The sequence below is a fragment of the Chryseobacterium sp. Bi04 genome (assembly GCF_918698085.1).
Taxonomy (GTDB): domain Bacteria; phylum Bacteroidota; class Bacteroidia; order Flavobacteriales; family Weeksellaceae; genus Chryseobacterium.
The window spans coordinates 1-19161 of sequence record NZ_CAKKLP010000015.1 but is presented as its reverse complement, the minus strand read 5'-3'; the positions used below and the strand labels follow the sequence as shown (position 1 = coordinate 19161).

General features: G+C 36.3%; 19 protein-coding genes and 1 pseudogene. 13 read left to right on the top strand and 7 right to left on the bottom strand.

Annotated elements, in window-relative coordinates:
• Window positions 1-36 precede the first annotated feature (36 nt).
• The 8 genes from LQV47_RS18980 to LQV47_RS18945 all read left to right on the top strand — a co-directional run bounded on the left by LQV47_RS18980 (window position 37) and on the right by LQV47_RS18945 (window position 7820).
• Window positions 37-1263 carry an HD domain-containing protein gene (locus tag LQV47_RS18980; protein WP_230040604.1) on the top strand — a complete coding sequence of 409 codons (1227 nt, stop codon included), beginning with the start codon at window positions 37-39 and terminating at the stop codon, window positions 1261-1263.
• A 71-nt stretch (window positions 1264-1334) separates the two neighbouring features.
• The gene (gene lpxD, locus LQV47_RS18975; protein WP_230040371.1) at window positions 1335-2366 is read left to right on the top strand and encodes a UDP-3-O-(3-hydroxymyristoyl)glucosamine N-acyltransferase; all 1032 of its coding nucleotides are present in this window, start codon (window positions 1335-1337) and stop codon (window positions 2364-2366) included.
• Complete coding sequence (locus LQV47_RS18970; RefSeq protein ID WP_047488416.1) at window positions 2359-3756, top strand: bifunctional UDP-3-O-[3-hydroxymyristoyl] N-acetylglucosamine deacetylase/3-hydroxyacyl-ACP dehydratase; 1398 nt, start codon at window positions 2359-2361, stop codon at window positions 3754-3756. Before lpxD ends, LQV47_RS18970 begins: the two co-directional genes overlap by 8 nt.
• Window positions 3757-4551, top strand: coding sequence for an acyl-ACP--UDP-N-acetylglucosamine O-acyltransferase (gene lpxA, locus LQV47_RS18965; protein ID WP_230040369.1), 795 nt, complete (start codon window positions 3757-3759; stop codon window positions 4549-4551). It begins immediately after the preceding gene.
• An 85-nt stretch (window positions 4552-4636) separates the two neighbouring features.
• The gene (gene efp, locus LQV47_RS18960) at window positions 4637-5200 is read left to right on the top strand and encodes an elongation factor P (RefSeq protein WP_103293839.1); all 564 of its coding nucleotides are present in this window, start codon (window positions 4637-4639) and stop codon (window positions 5198-5200) included.
• Between the two features lie 70 nt (window positions 5201-5270).
• Window positions 5271-6173, top strand: coding sequence for a UDP-3-O-(3-hydroxymyristoyl)glucosamine N-acyltransferase (locus LQV47_RS18955; protein ID WP_230040367.1), 903 nt, complete (start codon window positions 5271-5273; stop codon window positions 6171-6173).
• A gap of 90 nt (window positions 6174-6263) precedes the next feature.
• On the top strand, window positions 6264-7136 hold the full coding sequence (sucD, locus tag LQV47_RS18950) for a succinate--CoA ligase subunit alpha (RefSeq protein ID WP_047488432.1): 873 nt from the start codon (window positions 6264-6266) through the stop codon (window positions 7134-7136).
• Between the two features lie 15 nt (window positions 7137-7151).
• Window positions 7152-7820, top strand: coding sequence for a porin family protein (locus tag LQV47_RS18945; RefSeq protein WP_230040365.1), 669 nt, complete (start codon window positions 7152-7154; stop codon window positions 7818-7820).
• A gap of 69 nt (window positions 7821-7889) precedes the next feature.
• On the opposite strand, the gene LQV47_RS18940 is transcribed toward LQV47_RS18945, so the two are convergent.
• The 3 genes from LQV47_RS18940 to LQV47_RS18930 form a co-directional block, all read right to left on the bottom strand.
• Window positions 7890-9200, bottom strand: a complete 1311-nt coding sequence (locus LQV47_RS18940) for an ABC transporter permease (RefSeq protein WP_230040363.1) — start codon at window positions 9198-9200, stop codon at window positions 7890-7892.
• A gap of 4 nt (window positions 9201-9204) precedes the next feature.
• A complete protein-coding gene (locus LQV47_RS18935; RefSeq protein WP_230040361.1) occupies window positions 9205-10116 on the bottom strand; it encodes an ATP-binding cassette domain-containing protein in 912 nt (303 codons plus the stop codon).
• Between the two features lie 105 nt (window positions 10117-10221).
• Window positions 10222-10572, bottom strand: a complete 351-nt coding sequence (locus tag LQV47_RS18930) for a T9SS type A sorting domain-containing protein (RefSeq protein ID WP_230040353.1) — start codon at window positions 10570-10572, stop codon at window positions 10222-10224.
• A 118-nt stretch (window positions 10573-10690) separates the two neighbouring features.
• Between LQV47_RS18930 and hemB the strand changes: the two genes are divergently transcribed.
• Window positions 10691-11680 (top strand): porphobilinogen synthase, encoded by a 990-nt coding sequence (gene hemB, locus LQV47_RS18925; RefSeq protein WP_230040351.1) that lies wholly within the window; start codon window positions 10691-10693, stop codon window positions 11678-11680.
• A 65-nt stretch (window positions 11681-11745) separates the two neighbouring features.
• Here the strand turns inward: hemB and LQV47_RS18920 are convergent, their stop codons facing one another.
• Window positions 11746-12039: a TM2 domain-containing protein gene (locus tag LQV47_RS18920; RefSeq protein ID WP_230040349.1), complete on the bottom strand. Its 294-nt coding sequence runs from the start codon at window positions 12037-12039 to the stop codon at window positions 11746-11748.
• A gap of 131 nt (window positions 12040-12170) precedes the next feature.
• Here LQV47_RS18920 and lptB point away from each other — a divergent pair.
• Both lptB and LQV47_RS18910 read left to right on the top strand, forming a co-directional pair.
• Window positions 12171-12896, top strand: a pseudogene (gene lptB / locus LQV47_RS18915) (LPS export ABC transporter ATP-binding protein); the annotation flags it as partial.
• A gap of 494 nt (window positions 12897-13390) precedes the next feature.
• Window positions 13391-15199 carry an ABC transporter ATP-binding protein gene (locus LQV47_RS18910; protein WP_354961249.1) on the top strand — a complete coding sequence of 603 codons (1809 nt, stop codon included), beginning with the start codon at window positions 13391-13393 and terminating at the stop codon, window positions 15197-15199.
• A gap of 48 nt (window positions 15200-15247) precedes the next feature.
• On the opposite strand, the gene LQV47_RS18905 is transcribed toward LQV47_RS18910, so the two are convergent.
• Together LQV47_RS18905 and LQV47_RS18900 are read right to left on the bottom strand one after the other, a co-directional pair.
• Window positions 15248-15712, bottom strand: a complete 465-nt coding sequence (locus tag LQV47_RS18905) for a carboxymuconolactone decarboxylase family protein (RefSeq protein WP_230040345.1) — start codon at window positions 15710-15712, stop codon at window positions 15248-15250.
• A 115-nt stretch (window positions 15713-15827) separates the two neighbouring features.
• On the bottom strand, window positions 15828-16397 hold the full coding sequence (locus LQV47_RS18900; protein WP_230040343.1) for a Crp/Fnr family transcriptional regulator: 570 nt from the start codon (window positions 16395-16397) through the stop codon (window positions 15828-15830).
• A 95-nt stretch (window positions 16398-16492) separates the two neighbouring features.
• Between LQV47_RS18900 and LQV47_RS18895 the strand changes: the two genes are divergently transcribed.
• Window positions 16493-17446 carry a YafY family protein gene (locus LQV47_RS18895; RefSeq protein WP_230040341.1) on the top strand — a complete coding sequence of 318 codons (954 nt, stop codon included), beginning with the start codon at window positions 16493-16495 and terminating at the stop codon, window positions 17444-17446.
• Between the two features lie 350 nt (window positions 17447-17796).
• On the opposite strand, the gene LQV47_RS18890 is transcribed toward LQV47_RS18895, so the two are convergent.
• A complete protein-coding gene (locus tag LQV47_RS18890; RefSeq protein ID WP_230040339.1) occupies window positions 17797-18288 on the bottom strand; it encodes a DinB family protein in 492 nt (163 codons plus the stop codon).
• A gap of 177 nt (window positions 18289-18465) precedes the next feature.
• Here LQV47_RS18890 and LQV47_RS18885 point away from each other — a divergent pair, with 177 nt between their 5' ends.
• A complete protein-coding gene (locus tag LQV47_RS18885; RefSeq protein ID WP_230040337.1) occupies window positions 18466-19050 on the top strand; it encodes an alkaline phosphatase family protein in 585 nt (194 codons plus the stop codon).
• Window positions 19051-19161: the final 111 nt, after the last annotated feature.

Here is a 19161-nt window from a genome sequence, read left to right as displayed (position 1 = left end):
AAATCCCTAACTTTGTTTACTAATATTGAAGTTTCAATGCAGAATAAGCTTAAAATCATCAACGATCCTGTTCACGGATTTATCAAAATACCACACGAAATTTTATTTGATATCATTGAACATCCTTATTTTCAAAGATTGAGGAGAATTGGGCAAACGGGTCTTTTGAACCTTATTTTCCCGGGAGCAACCCATACAAGGTTTCATCATGCTTTGGGAGCAATGCACCTGATGTTTACAGCATTGGAAACATTAAAACAGAAAGGTATTAAAATTTCTGAAGAAGAAGAAAAGGGAGCAATGCTGGCGATTTTGATGCATGATATTGGTCATGGTCCCTTTTCTCATGCATTGGAAAGTATGCTGATGGACGACTGGCATCATGAAAATCTTTCATTGCTGCTGATGAACGAGCTTAATGACGAATTTGACGGACAGCTTTCAACGGCTATTGAAATGTTTCAGGGGAAGTACCACAGAAAATTTTTTAATCAGCTGATTTCTTCTCAGCTGGATGTTGACCGGCTGGATTACCTGAAAAGAGATAGCTTTTTTACAGGAGTATCAGAGGGAAATATCAATACCCAGAGAATTATTTCTATGATGAATGTTTGTGAAGAAGGAGAATTAGTCATAGATGCCAAAGGAATTTATTCCATTGAAAACTTTCTGACTGCCCGGATGTTTATGTATTGGCAGGTATACTATCATAAAACCTCGGCCTTAGCGGAATTTCTTCTGGTGAAAATTCTGGAACGTGCAAAATATCTGATTTCTCAAGGGAAGGAACTTCCTGCAACGGAAAATCTGAAATACTTTTTATACCGCGAAAAAAGCTCAGCTTCAGATGAAGATATAGAAAGATTTACACAGCTTGATGATAATGACGTCATCCAGGCGATGAAAGAGTGGCAGAATTCTGATGATTTTATATTGTCATATTGGTGTAAATGTGTGATTCAGAGAAACCTTCCGAAGACAATCATTTCAACACAGGCTTTTGATGAAAAAATCATTGAAGAAAAAATAAAAAATACCAATGAATTTTTCGGAATTGATAACGGTATAGAATTGGTGCATGAAATTAAAAGAAAACTTCTTCCTTATCATACAGAAAAACAGCCAATTTATTTGTTGCATAAAAATGGTAAAAAAACAAGGCTTCATGAAGCTGAAGACCAGCTTTTATCAGGGTTAATGGTGAATAAGACAACAAGACATATACTGATGTTTCCCCGGGATATTTCCAGTTTAGATTCTTAAAGAATATTAAAATTTGAGATCTGAAACCAAAAAATGTTTGCAAATTATAGAATTTCTTATCTTTGCAGAATATGGAATTTACAGCTTCGCAAATTGCAAGTTTTATTGACGGAAAAATAATAGGTGACGAAACGGCACTTATTACAGGGGTTTCTCCAATTGAAAATGGAGAATCAGGACATCTTTCTTTTATAGCACAAGATCGGTTTTCTCATTTTTTGGATACCTCCAAATGCTCCGTTATCATTGTTTCTCAGAAACTTATAGTCAAAGATAATTACAATCCAACCTTAATTGTTGTAAAAGATGCCTATCTTTCTTTTCAGGTTCTGATGAATTTATATCAGGAAATGAGAGGAAGAAAAGAAGGTGTTGAGAATGGTTCATCCATTCATGATACAGCTGTAATAGGAGACAAAGCTTATATCGGTGCATTTACTTATGTTTCTGAGAAAGCTAAAATCGGGGAGGGCTCACAAATTTATCCACATGTATATATTGGAAAAGGTGTAAAAATTGGTAAAAACTGTAAGATTGACAGTGGTGCCAGAATTTATGACTATTGCATTATTGGTGATAATTGTGTGATCCATTCTAATACGGTAATAGGAGGTGATGGATTTGGTTTTCAGCCTACCGCTGAAGGATTCAAAAAGATTCCGCAGCTTGGAAATGTTATTATTGAAGATGATGTTGAAATCGGTTCAAACTGTAGTATTGACAGGGCAACAATAGGTTCTACCATTATCGGTAAGGGAACAAAAATTGATAATCTGATTCAGATTGCTCACAATGTGAAAATAGGACAGAATAATGTAATAGCCGCACAAGCCGGTATTGCGGGTTCTACTACAATCGGGGACTGGAATCAAATCGGAGGTCAGGTAGGAATTGTAGGGCATATCAAAATCGGAAACCAAGTGAAAATTCAGGCTCAGAGTGGTGTGAATTCCAGTGTTAACGACAAAGAAACACTGTATGGTTCACCAGCAATCAGCTACAATGACTATCTGAGAAATTATGTTCATTTCAGAAATTTCACTGAAATAGTAAGCAGAATAAATAATCTTGAGAATAACTCAAAAGATCATACTAATGAGTGATATGCAAAAAACACTTCAGCAAGAGGTTACTCTTTCTGGAATTGGTCTTCACACTGGTAAAGAAGTAAAACTTACCATTAAACCTGCCAAAGAGAACACAGGTTTTGTATTTGTAAGAACAGACTTAGAGGGCCATCCTCAGGTAGAAGCAGATGTCAATTATGTTATAGCAACAGAAAGGGGAACAACATTAGAAAAACTGGGAGTAAAAATTACGACCTGCGAACATCTTTTAGCAGCATTAGTAGGTTGTGATATTGATAATGCAATGTTAGAAATGGATGCCTCTGAACCCCCAATTTTGGACGGATCTTCAAAATATTTTGTCGAAGCAATTGAAAGTGTTGGAGTCGTAGAGCAAAACATTGCCAGAGAATATCTGGTAGTAAAAGAAGTTCTTACTTATAGTGACCCGGCTACCGGCTCGGAAATCACAATTATACCTTCAGATACATACGAAGTAACAACAATGGTAGATTTTGGAACTAAAGTTTTAGGGACTCAAAATGCTACGCTAAAAAATATTTCTGAGTTTAAAGACGAAATATCATCAGCAAGAACATTCAGCTTCTTACATGAACTGGAAATGCTGTTAGACCATGGGTTGATCAAAGGAGGAGATATATCTAATGCTATTGTATATGTAGATAAAGATCTTACACCGGAAACTACAGAAAAATTAAAGAAAGCCTTTGGGAAAGATAATGTTTCTATCAGACCAAACGGTATTCTTGATAATTTGAATTTAAACTATCCAAATGAAGCTGCAAGACACAAATTACTGGATGTAATTGGTGATCTGGCTTTAGCTGGAGTAAAAATAAAAGGTAAGGTTATAGCTAACAAACCTGGCCATTTTGTAAATACTCAATTTGCAAAAAAACTAAACCGTCAGTGGAAATTGCAGAAAAAGAAAAACGTTCCGGACTTTGATCTTACAAAAGAGCCGGTATTCGATATCAACGGAATTATGAAGCTTATGCCTCACAGACCTCCGTTCTTATTAATTGATAAAGTTCTTGAACTTTCAGATTCTCATGTAGTAGGATTGAAAAATGTTACTATGAATGAGCCCTTCTTCGTTGGGCATTTTCCTAAAGAGCCTGTAATGCCGGGAGTACTTCAGGTGGAAGCTTTAGCACAGACAGGAGGTATTCTTGTATTGGCAAGCGTTCCGGATCCTGAAAACTATTCTACCTACTTTATTAAAATCGATAAAGTAAAGTTCAAAAGAAAAGTAGTTCCTGGAGATACTATTATTTTCAAAATTGAACTGATAGAACCTATCAGAAGAGGTATTGTTCACATGCAGGGGTATGGATATGTGGGAGATACAGTGGCAGTGGAAGCAGAGCTTATGGCTCAAGTTGCAAAAAATAAAGTTGATTAAATGATCCATCAATTAGCAGCCGTAGATAAACGTGCGAAAATCAGCAAAAATGTAATTGTAGAACCTTTTACTACAATTGCAGGGGACGTAGAAATTGGAGAAGGAACCTGGATTGGTCCTAACGTTACCATCATGGAAGGCGCAAGAATAGGAAAAGATTGTAAAATCTTTCCGGGAACTGTAATTTCTGCAATCCCTCAGGACTTGAAGTTCGATGGGGAAGATACACAAACAATTATTGGAGATAATACAACTTTAAGAGAATGTGTGACTATAAACAGAGGAACTAAAGCTCTTGGATTTACAAAGGTAGGCAGCAATTGTCTTATCATGGCTACTTCCCACGTTGCTCATGACTGTATTATAGGAGATAATGTGATTATTGCCAATGGATGCGGTATTGCAGGACATGTTGAAATTGGAGATTTTACTGTAATGGGAGGTCTTTCAGCAGTTCAACAGTTTGGTAAAATCGGAAAACATACTATGATTTCCGGGGGATCACTGATCAGAAAAGATATTCCTCCGTATGTAAAAGTTGCCAGAGACCCAATTTCTTATGCAGGGATTAATTCTGTTGGTTTAAGAAGAAGAGGGTTTTCTAATGAGAAGATCTTCGAAATTCAAAAAATTTACAGAGCTATTTTCCAGATGAAGATGAATGTTTCCCAGGCACTGGCATATATTGAAAAAGAAATGCTTCCTACTGCTGAAAGAGACGAAATCCTACAGTTTATCCAAAACTCACCAAGAGGTATTGTAAAAGGATACGGAACCAGCAAAGACAGCAATTAACCAAACAGAGCTAAAAGTAAATTTGCAATTTGCCTATTTGCCGCACAGCCCAATAAAAACTAAATAAAAAAGAATAATATAATTAATGGCAACAAGTAACGATATCAGAAAAGGACTTTGCATCGAATTTAGCAATGATATTTTCAAAGTAATTGAATTTTTGCACGTAAAGCCAGGAAAAGGTCCTGCTTTCGTGAGAACAAAACTGAAGTCAGTAACCAATGGAAAAGTACTTGATAATACTTTTTCTGCAGGACACAAAATAGATGAAGTAAAAGTAATCACAAGAAAGTTCCAGTATCTGTATGATGATGAGAACGGGTTCCACTTCATGAATAATGATGACTTCTCTCAATTATATATCAATAAAGAAATGATCGAGAACGCTCAGTTTATGAAAGCTGGTGAAGAAGTAACGATCATTCTGAAAGAGGCTGATGAAACTCCACTTTCTGCTGAGCTTCCACAATCCGTTTATCTGGACGTTATTGAAGCTGATCCGGGGGTGAAAGGAAACACTGCAACAAATGCCCTTAAAAACGCAATCGTTGAAACAGGAGCAAGAGTAATGGTTCCTTTATTTATTGAGCCGGGAGATAGAATTAAAGTAAGTACTGAAGACGGTAGCTACTTAGAAAGAGTAAAATAATAAATACAATTTACATAAATTCGGTTTGCATTAGCATTCCGAATTTTGTTTTATAAGAAAATCTATTGTTATGAGATTCCATTCTCCACAAAAGCTTAAAACAATTGCAGATCTGATAGGAGCAAAATTTGTTGGTCCTGAAGATTTTGAAGTATTGGGTTCCAATGAGATCCATATGGTGAAACCGGGTGAGATCGTTTTTGTGAACCATCCTAAATATTATGACAAAGCATTACAGTCTGCGGCTACCATCATTTTGATCGATAAAGAAGTGGAATGTCCTATAGGAAAAGCTCTTTTAGTTTCTGATGATCCTTTCAGAGATTTTAATGCAATTAATACTCATTTTACAAGAATATACAATTTCACAGAAGAACTTCACGATGCAGAAATTGGTGAGGACACAAGAATTCACCCTTCAGCAGTCATTGGAAATAATGTGAGAATAGGAAAAAATACCCTTATTTTCCCTAATGTTGTCATTGGTGACAGAACAGAAATAGGAGATAATGTAGTCATTCAATCCAATACAGTATTGGGTGGTGATGCATTTTATTACAGAAAGCTAAACGGAAACTTTGACCGCTTAATTTCAGTGGGAAATGTGGTCATAGAAAATAATGTGGAGATAGGAAACGGCTGTACCATTGACAGAGGTGTTACAGATTCTACCATAATTGGAGAAGGCTCAGTGTTGGATAATCAGATCCAGATAGGACATGATACTGTTATCGGAAAAAAGTGTCTGATCGCTTCCCAGGTGGGGATTGCCGGATGTTGTGTTATTGGAGATGAAGTAACATTATGGGGACAGGTGGGCATCGCCTCAGGCAATAAAATAGCAGCTGGAACTGTAATTTTAGGAAAAACCGGAGTAAACAGAGACCTGGAAAAAGGTACTTATATCGGGATGTTTGCCGAAGACTTCAAAACATATCTGAAAAAAGAAGTAAAGCTGAGAAATCTCAAATAAACTATTCTAAAGGTTTTATCTAAAATCAAAGAAATTTAAGTAAATTTGTGATCATTAATAAAATAATTAATAAATTAAAACAACAATAAAATGTCAATTTTAGTAAACAAAGATTCTAAAGTAATTGTACAAGGATTTACAGGGAACGAAGGTACTTTCCATGCTAGCCAGATGATTGAATACGGAACCAACGTAGTAGGTGGGGTTACTCCAGGAAAAGGAGGTAGCGAGCACTTAGGAAAGCCGGTATTCAATACAGTAGCTGACGCTGTTGAAAAAGCAGGAGCAAACGTAAGTATTATTTTCGTACCGCCAGCATTTGCAGCAGATGCTATTATGGAAGCTGCTGAAGCAGGTATTAAAGTAATTGTATGTATTACTGAAGGTATTCCTGTAGCTGACATGGTAAAAGTGAAATCTTATATTGCTGACAGAGACTGCAGATTAATCGGACCAAACTGCCCTGGAATCATTACTTCTGAAGAAGCTAAAATTGGTATTATGCCAGGTTTCGTTTTCAAAAAAGGTAAGGTAGGTATTGTTTCAAAATCAGGTACCCTTACGTATGAAGCTGCTGACCAGGTGGTAAGAGCAGGATACGGAATCTCTACAGCTATCGGTATTGGTGGTGACCCAATCATTGGAACAACTACAAGAGAAGCATTAGAATTATTCATTAATGATCCTGAAACTGAGGCTGTTGTAATGATCGGTGAAATCGGTGGTGGATTAGAAGCTGAAGCTGCCAGATGGTACAAAGCAAGCGGATCTACTAAGCCGGTTGTAGGATTTATTGCTGGACAGACTGCTCCAAAAGGTAGAACAATGGGACATGCTGGTGCTATTGTAGGTGGTGCTGAAGATACAGCTCAGGCAAAAATGGAAATCATGAGAGAAAATGGTATCAACGTTGTTGACTCTCCTGCTGACATCGGTGCAACTGTTGCAAAAATCCTAGGATAATCTTAAACAAAACATATGAAAAAACTTTTATTAGCCTCAGCGCTTACCCTCTCCGCTTTGTCTTTTGCTCAAGTTCAATGGAAAAATACCAGATTTGGAGTTACTGCAGGATTAAATTATTCCAGAGTAGCCAATGCCCATAATCCTTCTGGCCCTAGATACACTTTTCAAGGTGGAGCTTTGGCTTTGATCCCGGTTGGAAAGGCAAACCAATTCTATATACAGCCGGAAGTTCTGTACTATGGTGCAGGAGAAACAGGTAAAGATAAGGATGCAAAAGGAAAAGATGGCTATGATGCTGTATATGGCAACAACTATCTAAGTGTACCTCTTTATTTTAAAGGGTATTTTTCAGAATCTGAATCAGAATTCTTTGGAATGATAGGACCAAGATTTAACTTTTTGCTTAACCAGAATGTTAAAGATGTTCCTGCAGACAGACCTTATTATGATCCGGATGTTATTGATCCGGCAAGACCAACAGTCAACGGAAAAGCAAAAAGCTTCAACTGGGGGTTAGGACTAGGAGTAGGTTATAGCTTCAAGAGACAATTGGAAGTAGCCGTTAAATATGATTTAGGTTTTTCAGATACTTATCCTGGCCTTGCGAAAGAAAAAGGAGGTACCGACAAGAAAAAATCTGAACAGGTTTTAGCGCTTACCTTAAGCTACATATTCAAATAAAAGTTATTCATCATAACATAAAAAAATCCCGGAATTTCCGGGATTTTGTTTTATAAATAAAGATAGTCTCTATCCTCTGATCCATTTCCAGAGCTCTTTTAAAGTAGCTTTATTGCCATACATTAAAATACCTACACGGTAAATTTTTCCTGCCAGGAATATCATGAAAATGGTTGTTCCCAACAATAATACAATAGATAATGCAATCTGCCATGCAGGAACTCCAAATGGTATTCTTGCAATCATTGCCACAGGTGAAGTAAACGGAATAATAGATAACCAGAAGCCCAGTGGACCATCAGGGTTATTCATTAATGAAAAGCTTCCATACATCCCTAGCATCAACGGTAAAACAGCAAATAAAGTAAACTGCTGGGTTTCGGTTTCATTATCAACGGCAGAGCCTATTGCAGCATAAATTGAACTATAGAAAATATAGCCTAAAAGGAAGAAAACAATGAATACAAAAATAATCAATGGGAAGTTCATTTCCAGTAAGCTATGAGAAATCTGAGTAGCCAGCTGGGCAATGTCCAGTTTATTCATTACCTGTTCATTTCCGCCAGGAATATTTTTCTGGAGTGATGAAAAACCGGTATTTAAAACCACAGCACCAATCACAGACATGGTGATCCAGATGATAAACTGAGTTAAGGCAACTAAGGTCACCCCTAAAATTTTCCCCATCATCAGCTCAAAAGGTTTTACAGAAGAAATGATAATTTCTACGACACGGTTGTTTTTTTCCTCCAGAACGCTTCGCATTACTCTTACTCCATAAATGATGATAAACATAAAAGTGACGTACATCAAAATCATGCTAAGTCCTGTTTTCACCCCGAAAGCAAGATCAGAATCTTCTTTATTGTCGTTAGATACATTGATGGTTTTCAGGGTGAAACTTTTATCAAGATCATCTAACTGAACTTCCTGAATCCCTAATTGCTTGATCTTTTCCTTTTTAATAACGTTGGAAATATCAGAAACAATCTTCTGTTTTGTATCAAGACCTATTTTGCTGTTTACTATTAACCGGCTGCTGCTTTCCAGCTCATCATAATTTTGATTTTTAAGCTCCGGTAAAATTAAAATACCATCCAGGGACTCGCTGTCCTTTAAATTATTAACTTTTGCCTTTTCGTCTGCTGCAGAAATAAATTGGTAATCCAGTTTATCATTAGACTTTAGCTGATCTTTAAACAATCCGCTTTTATCCACCACCTCTATGATACTGTGAGATTCATTAGCTTTAAACATAAGCCCGATCACTGCTCCAAAAGCAATAATAAGGATAGGAGCCAATAAGGTCAATATGATAAAAGACTTTTTCTTAACCTGAGTAAGAAACTCTCTCTTTGTAATTAAAAAAATATTATTCATAAAATTAAGAATGGTTACTTACTGCATTAATAAACACCTCATTCATACTAGGAATTCTTTCGTCGAATGATCTTACCTGGCCAACGTTTACAAGGTCAAGGAGAATATTATTCTGCCCGGCCTCGTTCTTCAGGTCGAATGAAATGAGATTATTCTCATGAGAAAGATTAAAAATTTCATACTTGTTTTTGAAGGTTTCAAATTGGTCACTGCCAACTTCGGAAAGCGTAACGCCAAAAATATTTTTCTTAAACTTTTCTCTCACGTCAAAAACCTTTCCGTCAATAATCTTCTTGGAATTGTTGATCAGTGCTACATAATCGCACATTTCTTCCACACTTTCCATTCTATGGGTAGAAAGAACAATGGTGGTTCCATTATTTTTGAGATCAATGATCTGGTCTTTAATTAAGTTCGCATTTACAGGATCAAAACCGGAGAAGGGCTCATCAAGAATCAAAAGGTGAGGTCTGTGTAAAACAGTAACTACAAACTGGATCTTCTGGGCCATCCCTTTGGAGAGTTCAGAAAGCTTTTTTTTCCACCATTGGTCAATATTGAGTTTTTCAAACCATTTTTTAGCTTCCTGTAAGGCGTCATTTTTGCTCATCCCTTTCAGTTCTGCAAAATAAAGAATCTGATCACCCACACTCATATTCTTATATAATCCCCTTTCTTCAGGCATATAACCAATATCTCTGATATGATTCGGATTCAGTTTTTCTCCATTGATGAAGATGTCTCCTGAATCTGCCTGGGTAATTTGGTTGATAATACGGATAAAGGAAGTTTTTCCGGCTCCGTTGGGGCCTAGAAGCCCATAAATGCTGCCTTGTGGAACATGGATGCTAAAATCATCCAGTGCGACCTTTTTTCCTGCATTATAGGTCTTTTTAATATGTTCAGCTTTTAACATTAAATTGTTCTTTTACAATTAGTATAAAAAAGTGCTGAAAGTTACGGAAATATTAAACAGAATTGGTGTAAAAGAAAAAATCCTGATGATTATCAGGATTCTAATTTATTGTTTTACGATTTGAGTAACTTTTTGCGTGTTGTCACTTAAGAGGTAACGGATCAGATATTTTCCGGGTTTCAATTTTTCAATATTGATTTCTCCGGAATTCATATTGACAGTATAGCTGGCAACCTGCATACCCAAAATTGAATAAAAAGTCACACTTTTGATTCTTAAAGAAGAATCCTTTGCCTTTATGATAAGATAATCCTTTGCAGGATTTGGATAGGCAATCATCACTCCATCATCAGCCTTCTGTGAGATGGAACCCGGCTCCTTAAGCTGAGCTTGTAAATTGTTGGAAAATCCAACAAAAGTGCCTACAAATAAAATTAAAAGTAAAAGTTTTTTCATCAAATTTATATTTTCTCGAATATATATAACAAATGTAACAAATTCTACAATCTTGCACAATAGTTTTTTATTGAACTTGTAGTAAATTTGTAGAAACTTATTCAAAAAGTATTCCAAAATGATACATTCAAGAAATAGAAGACTTAGAGTTAATGAATCTATCAGAGGTTTGGTAAGAGAAAATGTGCTTACAACTGATGATTTTGTGATGCCGATCTTCGTAATGGAGGGCGAAAACAAGCAGGAGGCAATCCCGTCGATGCCGGGGATATTCAGGCGGAGTATAGATTTAACCGTAAAAGAATGTAAGGAATTATTTTCTTTAGGAGTAAAAGCTGTCAATTTGTACATGAAAGTGTCAGAAAATCTGAAAGACAATACCGGAAAAGAAGCATGGAACAAAGACGGATTGATGCAGAATACCATCAAGGCGATTAAGGATGCCGTTCCGGGAATGGTGGTTATGCCTGATGTAGCGTTGGATCCTTATTCAATCTATGGTCATGACGGAATCATTGAAAACGGAAAGGTTTTAAATGATGCTACCAATGATGCATTGGCGAGAATGTCTGTGTCTCATGCTGAAGCAGGGGCAGATTTGGTGGCACCAAGCGATATGATGGATGGCAGAGTACTGGTGATCCGTGAAGCACTGGAAGAAAGCGGGTTTACAGATGTAGGAATTGTGAGCTATGCTGCAAAATATGCAAGTTCTTTCTATGGACCTTTCAGAAGTGCTTTAGACAGTGCTCCGAAAGATGATATGGAGATTCCGAAAGACAAAAAAACATACCAGATGGATTTTCACAATTCCCGTGAAGCATTGAATGAAGTCTATAAAGATATTGATGAGGGAGCTGATGTTATCATGATCAAACCGGGACTTCCTTATCTGGATATTGTTTCCAAAGTGCGTGAAGCTATAGACTTGCCGATAGCGGTTTATAATGTAAGTGGAGAATATGCCATGGTAAAGGCAGCGGTTCAGAATGGCTGGCTGGATAATGATAAAACCATCATTGAAAGTCTTACCTGTTTCAAAAGAGCCGGAGCAGATATGATTTTTACTTATTTTGCAAAAGAAGCAGCAATGATTCTGAATAAATAAGAAAAAGATACTATGAAAAACACCTCAACTAGAGGTGTTTTTTTTTATGATCATGTTATAGCCGGTTAAAACCAGCCTTTTTTTCCATATACGTAAGTGTCATCAAACTGCTTGTCACTCATAAAAAGATATAAAATACCTTCTATAAACGGAATAATAGATGCCGCTCCTAGGGTAACGATATTAAGGATGAGCTGAATAACACCTTCTTTGGTATACCCCAGATAAAATTTATTGAGAGCTAGCCACCCTACAAGGATACCCAATATAGCCGCTGGAAGTTTCTTTTCCGAACGATAGGGGATATTGCTCTGCTGATTTTGTGTGTTTCCTGTTTTTGTATAGCCGTAATTTTCCATTTCCTAATGTTTTTAACCGATTGATTTTTTTTAATATAAGTAGTTTGAAATTATAAAAAGTTACAGTGATATGAAAGTAAATAAGTTTATATTGCTATAAAGGGAGTTTATATTTTTGATATATTTGCCCTATGATTTTACGAGGAGAAAACTTAATCAAAGAATACGGTCCTAAAAAAGTTGTAAAAGGCGTTTCTGTACAGGTTCAACAGGGAGAAATTGTTGGTTTGCTGGGTCCGAACGGAGCCGGAAAAACCACTTCGTTTTATATGATTGTAGGGTTGGTTAAGCCTACTTCAGGAAAGATTTTTCTTGATAAACAGGAGATCACCACTGATGCTATGTATCGCAGAGCTCAGAAAGGGATTGGCTACCTGGCACAGGAAGCTTCCGTTTTCAGAAAACTTTCCGTGGAAGAAAACATTATGGGAGTACTGCAATTGACCAAGCTTTCAAAACGTGAGCAGCAAATCAAATGTGATGAGCTGATCGAAGAATTTTCTTTACAGCATGTTCGTAAAAACAGAGGAGACCTTCTTTCCGGAGGAGAAAGACGTAGAACGGAAATTGCCCGTTGTCTTGCCACCAGTCCGAATTTTATCCTTTTGGATGAGCCCTTCGCCGGGGTTGACCCGATTGCGGTAGAAGATATTCAGAAAATTGTAAGAAGCCTTGTTGATAAAAATATCGGAATTTTAATTACCGACCACAACGTACAGCAGACTTTGGCAATTACCAACAAAACTTATATCATGTTTGAAGGGAAAATTCTTAAGGAAGGACTTCCTGAAGATCTTGCCAATGACCCACAGGTAAGAGAAGCATACCTTGGAGAAAACTTCGTTTATCAAAGTATTTTAGACAAACCGAAAAAGAAAAAATATGCCTACAATATCTGGGCAGGGAATTTTGATTCAAAAAATCATTTCCAGGGATTTGTAAACGAAAACTTTAAACAGTTTGATGACCTGAGAATGATGTATGGTTTTGAAGATATCAGCTTTGCTTCACTGGCCAATTCTGAGATTGAGCATATCTTTAATGAAGTGGTAGATAAAAATGCAAATAACTCGTTTGTTTTCCAGAAAAAAGAAATCAATTCCAACTACTCTTTAGAACAGGCGCAGGCAGATTCTAAAGAGGCAAGTAAATCAGAACTTCATTATCTGACTACGTATATGTATGAAGGATAAGATCCGGGAATTTGTTGAAAATAGTAAAACTGGAAGCAAAGTTTTTCTGGATAATGAATCCGGGAAACCTCAGAATAAAAAAGAATTATTTGCTGTAAATCATAATAAAACGTACCTTTTCTCTTGAAACGGTACGTTTTTCAGTTTAAATAATTTCTATGGCAAAACCTTTTAACAGAACAGTTACTTTATTTGGGATTTATAAACAGCTGGTTCCATTTATCAGGCCTTATCGCCCCATGATTTATGGCACATTGTTTCTTACTTTTTTGGGAGCCCTGGCGGCACAGGTTAACCCAATCGTTCTGAAGTATACTGTGGATGAGGTGACCAAACTTACCCATCTTCCACATCCTATGACAGAAGGGATTCATATCCTGATCATTATCTCCATTATTTTGCTGGGAAAGGAATTACTGAATATTTTTATCAATTTCGGACAGAAGTTTTATGGGGAAAAGATCAGAATTAATGTGAGTTCTGTTCTCGCACAGTCAGCTATAGATAAGATTTTGACCTATAAAGTTGCTTATTTTAATGACGAAAACCATGATTCCGGAAAATTACAGATCAGAATTGACCGCGGTATTGAAAGTTTAACAAAGCTGGTCCAGAATTTTTTCATAGATATTTTGCCGCTTTTTTCCAATGCTATTATCGCTTTGATTATTATGTACATGCAGAATGTATATGTAGGAATGGTTTCTACGATCATTGTTCCCATTTATTTTTATATAAGCTCACTACAGGCTAAAAAGCTGGGTGGAGTGCGCCGCCAGCTCAGAAATCAGAGAGAAAAGAAAACTTCGGGACTTTTGAATCTGATTAATTCCATTATGGTGATCAAAAGTTTTGTCCGTGAAAAATTTGAAGGTAAAAAGCAGTATGATCTGCAGATGCAGCTCATGGAAAGCCAGATGTTCACCAGAAAGATCAACTTTATTTATGATGGGATGAAAACTTTTATTGAGCAGTTTGGAGTTGTTCTGATTATTCTTTTAACGGTTTATCTTGTGCTGGATCAGCAGATGACTATTGGGGCTATTATGCTTCATATTATGCTTTTTAATAATGTTTCAGCACCTATCCGTCAGTTACACAGGATTTATGATGATATGAATGATGCCATGATCTATGCCGAAGGATATTTTGATATTCTTAATGCCGATCATGAAGCCGAGCCCAACGGAAATTTTGTAGAAAAAAAGATTAAGGGAGTTTTTGAATTAAAAAATGTTGATTTTACCTATCCCAACGGGACAAAAGCTTTGCATAACGTATCCATGAAAATTGAGAATGGAAAAACAACCGCTTTGGTTGGGTTAAGCGGAGCCGGAAAATCTACAGTGATTAATCTTCTGTGTAAATTTTACCTCCCGGATTCCGGGGAAATCCTGCTGGATACTATAAACCTTAATGAATTTGATAATACTTTTCTGAGAAGTGATCTCGGATTGGTCCTTCAGAAAAATCATATCTTCCAGGGAAGTATTGAAGACAACATCCGCTATGGAGATATGAATGCTGATCTTAAAGAAATTCAGGAAGCTGCCAAAAAGGCTTACCTGCATGAGCAGATTATGGATCTTCCGGATCAGTATAATCATGATGCCACCCAGCTTTCAGGAGGACAGCAACAGAGAATTGCTATTGCCAGATTGTTTCTTAAAAATCCACCCATTATCTTTCTGGATGAGCCTACGGCAAGTTTGGATGCAATAGCCACAGAACAGATTAAGAATTCCTTAGATGCCATAAAAGAAGGAAGAACAGTGATTATTATTTCGCATTCTTTATCCCAGATTTTAGATTCGGATACTATTTATGTGATGAAAAAGGGAAGGGTGGTTGAAAACGGAACCCATGATGAACTTTATAGTAAAGATGGCACCTATCGGGAGATTTTTGATGCTTCAGCAAGGAGTTTAAACCTGGACAAACTGGTGAATACTTATAAAGAAAATTAAATAGAAAACTCAGCCGGACAGCTAAGTTTTCTATTCAATACCCATTTTTTAATGAGCTTTTTCAGGAACCTGATAAGTGCCCACCTCTGCACCAAAGGCAATATTGATTCTGTTGTAACTGTTGATGGCAATGACAGCCATTGTTAAATCCACCATTTCCGTTTCAGAAAAATAATGACTTACTTGTGAAAATACCTCATCAGGAACTTCTTTACCCTGTAAAGCTGTTAAAGACTCGGCCCAAAGTAGCCCGGCTTTTTCTTTTTCTGTATAAAATGAACATTCTCTCCAGGCATTTACCAGAAATATTCTCTGTTCGGTTTCACCCTTTGCTCTTAATTCTTTGGAATGCATATCCAGGCAGAAAGCACATCCGTTCATTTGAGAAACCCTGAAGTAAAGGAGTTCTAAAAATGTGTTGTCCAATGATGAGTTTTGTACCTGAAATCCCATGTTGTGAAGTGCATTTATCGCTTTGTTCCCCATTGCAAATGCGTTGATTCTTTGTGACATACTATTTGTTTTTTGATTAATGATGTGACAAATGTAGAACTGAATTTCCCGGATTTTTTTTACAAATGATAAATAATGTAAGGAAAGAAAACAATTGATTTCCAAATGTTGTTATCTATTTTTGGGCTCTGATCCTGCTTAGAGAAACCTGGGTAATCCCAATATAATCTGCCATATCTCCAAGGCTGATACGCTGAATAAGGTCAGGTTTCTGTTTCAGAAAATTATGATAACGCTTTTTGCCGTCGTCTTCCAGCATTTCACTGATCCTTCCCATCATATTCACCGGAGCTTTGGAATACAATTTACTGAACAATGTTTCTGCACTGTGGTATTTTTTGCATAATTTCTCAATGATATCTTTATGTATACGAAAGATTTCAGTATCTTCTAAAGCTACAACCATGTATTTTGAAGGCTGCCTGGTAAGAAAGCCGCTTAATTCTGCAAAAAAAGCATGTTCTGCAAAAAAAGTCATGATAAAATCTTTGTCACCATTGTCAAAAAATAATTTGACAAGGCCTTTTTCTATAAAATAAAAATACCTGCAGGTTTCATCTGCTTTTAACAGAAAATCTCCTTTTCTGTACATTTTGTATTCCAAACCGGAAACAAGTTCATTTATGACTTCCTCTTCGGGTTTTAAAATCTTCTCAATGGTCTGGATGAACTGGGTATAGGGCATAAGAAATAGTCTGTTTGAAAAAAATAAAATTAGTAAAAAAGCACTTATAATTTATGGGATACCTCAAAAAAGAATTTTAGCTTTGTTGAAGCAATATGAACGACCATTATCTTAAAAAACTAGACCGGGTAACCGCTATTCTCACCCAGCTTCAGTCTAAACCTATTGTAAGGGCGCAGGACCTGGCAGCAAAATTTGATGTCAGCATCAGAACAATTTACCGTGATGTAAAGACACTGGAAAATGCCGGAATTCCTATTATAGGAGAAGCCGGAAACGGATATTCCCTGATGGACGGTTATAAACTTCCGCCTGTGATGTTTACCAAAGAAGAAGTTTTAAGTTTTATTACTGCTGAAAAACTGATGCAGAAATTTTCTCATCAGAGCTTGGGAAACCATTACCAGAAAGCAATGGAGAAGCTACGTTCTGTATTGAGAAATTCAGATAAGAATTTGATTCAGAATATTGAAAAGCAGATTGATGTATTTAATTTTCATGCCCATCCGGAAGATTCTCTGAAAAATGTTATTCCGATCATTCTAGAAAGCATTGCAGAGAAAACTCAGCTCATTATAGAGTATAAAACGGTAGATGCAAAAGTGAGCCACAGAACCATTGAAACAGTAGGAGTCTTCTTTGAATTCAATTTCTGGTATATCATGGCATTCTGTACCTTGAGAAAAGATTTCAGGCAGTTTCGGGTAGATAGGATTTTGCAGATTACCAAGACAGAAACTCCTTTTTTGCAGGAGTATGGGCAGGTGAATGATTACCGTAAAAAATCAAATGTAAATAAATCTATTGCTAAACTATTAGTAGATAAAAAAATAATGTCCCATCTGGTCAATTCAAAAAAATATTACGGGCTGATTGAAGAGGTGGAAACTGACAGAGGTGTCGAGCTGACTTTTGAAACAGAATGGATCAATGACGGCTTTCCCCGATGGCTAATTACTTTTGCCGATTATGCTACCATTTTAGAACCCGAAAGTCTTCGGATAAGACTCAATGAGTTGCTGGTGAAAATGACTGAAAGACATCAATAAACCTCAACATGACTGCTGAGGTTTAATATAGGCAAAAAGATGAAATGGTTATAAAATGAAACTAAGATTTTTATTAAAGAACTCGTTTAAACTTTTTATTTTAGCACAAATCAAAGATTCGACGTAGTCAAAGTCACAAAGTTTCTTGAACACTTAAGTTTAATAAATTTGAGAGAATAAGCTCACATAAGTTTTTAAAAAATCAAAGATTTCTTGCTTACGTGTGCTTTTATTTTCAATCAGTTTTAAACTTAAAATAACTAAAGTGTTTATAGCGTTTCACTCAGCTTTGGTGACTCAATTTTTAATTAGTTTAAACAGTCTTAAAAATAAAATAGTATCCTGGCATATTAAAATCTTTCCCAGAAGAAAGGAGGTTCTATTCCTAAAGCTCTCAGATAAACATATCCCTGGCCACGGTGGTGAATTTCATTGTCTACAAAATAAAGGATGTTTTCATATACCGGGAATTCATATTGTCCGAATAAGTTGAAAGTCTCCTGGAAACGTTCTTCTGAAATCTGGCCGAAATAATGATTGATTACTTCTGTCTCTTCATCCCATTTCTTTAAGATGTCTTCTTTAGTTGTTGGAACAAAGCCCTCTTCGTTATAAGCTTCCATATTTTTTTCAACAATTCCTTTTAAAGCAACTCCGCCAATACTGATCAGCTCTACGGCCAGTTTTGCGAAGGGTCTCATACCACCTACTGAAAATTCAAATAATTCTTTCTCAGGGAAAGCTTCAATAACTCTTCTTGTAAGATTTCTGTGGCCCTGCCAGTGCTTTAATAATTGCTCAGTTGACATGAATTGTTTTGTTGCTGTTGCTGTAGTTGTCATAATTGTATGGTTTTTGTTTGTTATTATTGATACAAAGGTAAGACCGGGTTATGACAACAGTTTGTCAGCAGGATTTTTGATCCCGAAAAAAAAATTATTCCTTTGTTGAAATATCTTTACCTACTTTCCGTTAAAGGAAAAGTATAGTAATAAAAAAAGAAATTGATCATTAGAATTATGAAGAAGTATATTTTGCCAGTTATTACTGTTCTTTCATTAGTTTCATGTAATAAAATTGAAGAAAAAATAGACCAGACCGTTCAAAAAACAACGGAAACGGTACAGCAGAAAGCCCAGCAGGCAGTAGAAGAAACTGTCAAAAAAACAGTCAGCGAATCTATCAACTCATTCACAAACTCTCAGGATGTGAAGTTCAGTGAAGTTTTTCCGAATGCGGGAGCGGGTATCGTTTCCGCGGAAAAAGGGAAAAGATTCAAATTTCCCAACGGTACTGAAGGTTATATTTTTAAATATAAGGCAGACATTGCCGCCTTATTACCTCTTTTGGAAGGGCAGACTACATCGGATGAAAGTAAGTCAGATAAAGCAGCCCGCAAAATTGATGGGCAAAGCCTTATTGATAAAATAAGTTTCATTTCAAAGTTCCTTCCTGAAAATACCTTTGATACAGGTTTTTTAGAAGATATTAAGAATGACAAAAGTATAGAATATTATAAGTTAAAAAGATTCCCAAACAGTAGTACTATTATCTACAACCCAAAAAATCAGACCATAATACAATATGTAGAGGTAAATAAATAATTTGGAGATGGCCGGCTTTTGCCGGCCATTTTTATGGTCATTGCGAGCCATAGCTGATGCAATTTTAAACTATTTAAATTGATTATTAAAAAGAATAAAATTACGCTTATG

Excerpts from the sequence above, each read along its gene's own strand:
- hemB (WP_230040351.1), top strand. The coding sequence starts at position 10,691 with ATGATACATTCAAGAAATAGAAGACTTAGAGTTAATGAATCTATCAGA.
- LQV47_RS18930 (WP_230040353.1), bottom strand. The coding sequence starts at position 10,572 with ATGAAAAAACTTTTACTTTTAATTTTATTTGTAGGCACTTTTGTTGGA.
- LQV47_RS18980 (WP_230040604.1), top strand. The coding sequence starts at position 37 with ATGCAGAATAAGCTTAAAATCATCAACGATCCTGTTCACGGATTTATC.
- sucD (WP_047488432.1), top strand. The coding sequence starts at position 6,264 with ATGTCAATTTTAGTAAACAAAGATTCTAAAGTAATTGTACAAGGATTT.
- LQV47_RS18920 (WP_230040349.1), bottom strand. The coding sequence starts at position 12,039 with ATGGAAAATTACGGCTATACAAAAACAGGAAACACACAAAATCAGCAG.
- LQV47_RS18945 (WP_230040365.1), top strand. The coding sequence starts at position 7,152 with ATGAAAAAACTTTTATTAGCCTCAGCGCTTACCCTCTCCGCTTTGTCT.
- efp (WP_103293839.1), top strand. The coding sequence starts at position 4,637 with ATGGCAACAAGTAACGATATCAGAAAAGGACTTTGCATCGAATTTAGC.
- LQV47_RS18970 (WP_047488416.1), top strand. The coding sequence starts at position 2,359 with ATGAGTGATATGCAAAAAACACTTCAGCAAGAGGTTACTCTTTCTGGA.
- LQV47_RS18900 (WP_230040343.1), bottom strand. The coding sequence starts at position 16,397 with ATGCCCTATACCCAGTTCATCCAGACCATTGAGAAGATTTTAAAACCC.
- LQV47_RS18890 (WP_230040339.1), bottom strand. The coding sequence starts at position 18,288 with ATGACAACTACAGCAACAGCAACAAAACAATTCATGTCAACTGAGCAA.
- LQV47_RS18955 (WP_230040367.1), top strand. The coding sequence starts at position 5,271 with ATGAGATTCCATTCTCCACAAAAGCTTAAAACAATTGCAGATCTGATA.
- LQV47_RS18935 (WP_230040361.1), bottom strand. The coding sequence starts at position 10,116 with ATGTTAAAAGCTGAACATATTAAAAAGACCTATAATGCAGGAAAAAAG.
- LQV47_RS18885 (WP_230040337.1), top strand. The coding sequence starts at position 18,466 with ATGAAGAAGTATATTTTGCCAGTTATTACTGTTCTTTCATTAGTTTCA.
- lpxD (WP_230040371.1), top strand. The coding sequence starts at position 1,335 with ATGGAATTTACAGCTTCGCAAATTGCAAGTTTTATTGACGGAAAAATA.
- lpxA (WP_230040369.1), top strand. The coding sequence starts at position 3,757 with ATGATCCATCAATTAGCAGCCGTAGATAAACGTGCGAAAATCAGCAAA.
- LQV47_RS18910 (WP_354961249.1), top strand. The coding sequence starts at position 13,391 with ATGGCAAAACCTTTTAACAGAACAGTTACTTTATTTGGGATTTATAAA.
- LQV47_RS18905 (WP_230040345.1), bottom strand. The coding sequence starts at position 15,712 with ATGTCACAAAGAATCAACGCATTTGCAATGGGGAACAAAGCGATAAAT.
- LQV47_RS18895 (WP_230040341.1), top strand. The coding sequence starts at position 16,493 with ATGAACGACCATTATCTTAAAAAACTAGACCGGGTAACCGCTATTCTC.
- LQV47_RS18940 (WP_230040363.1), bottom strand. The coding sequence starts at position 9,200 with ATGAATAATATTTTTTTAATTACAAAGAGAGAGTTTCTTACTCAGGTT.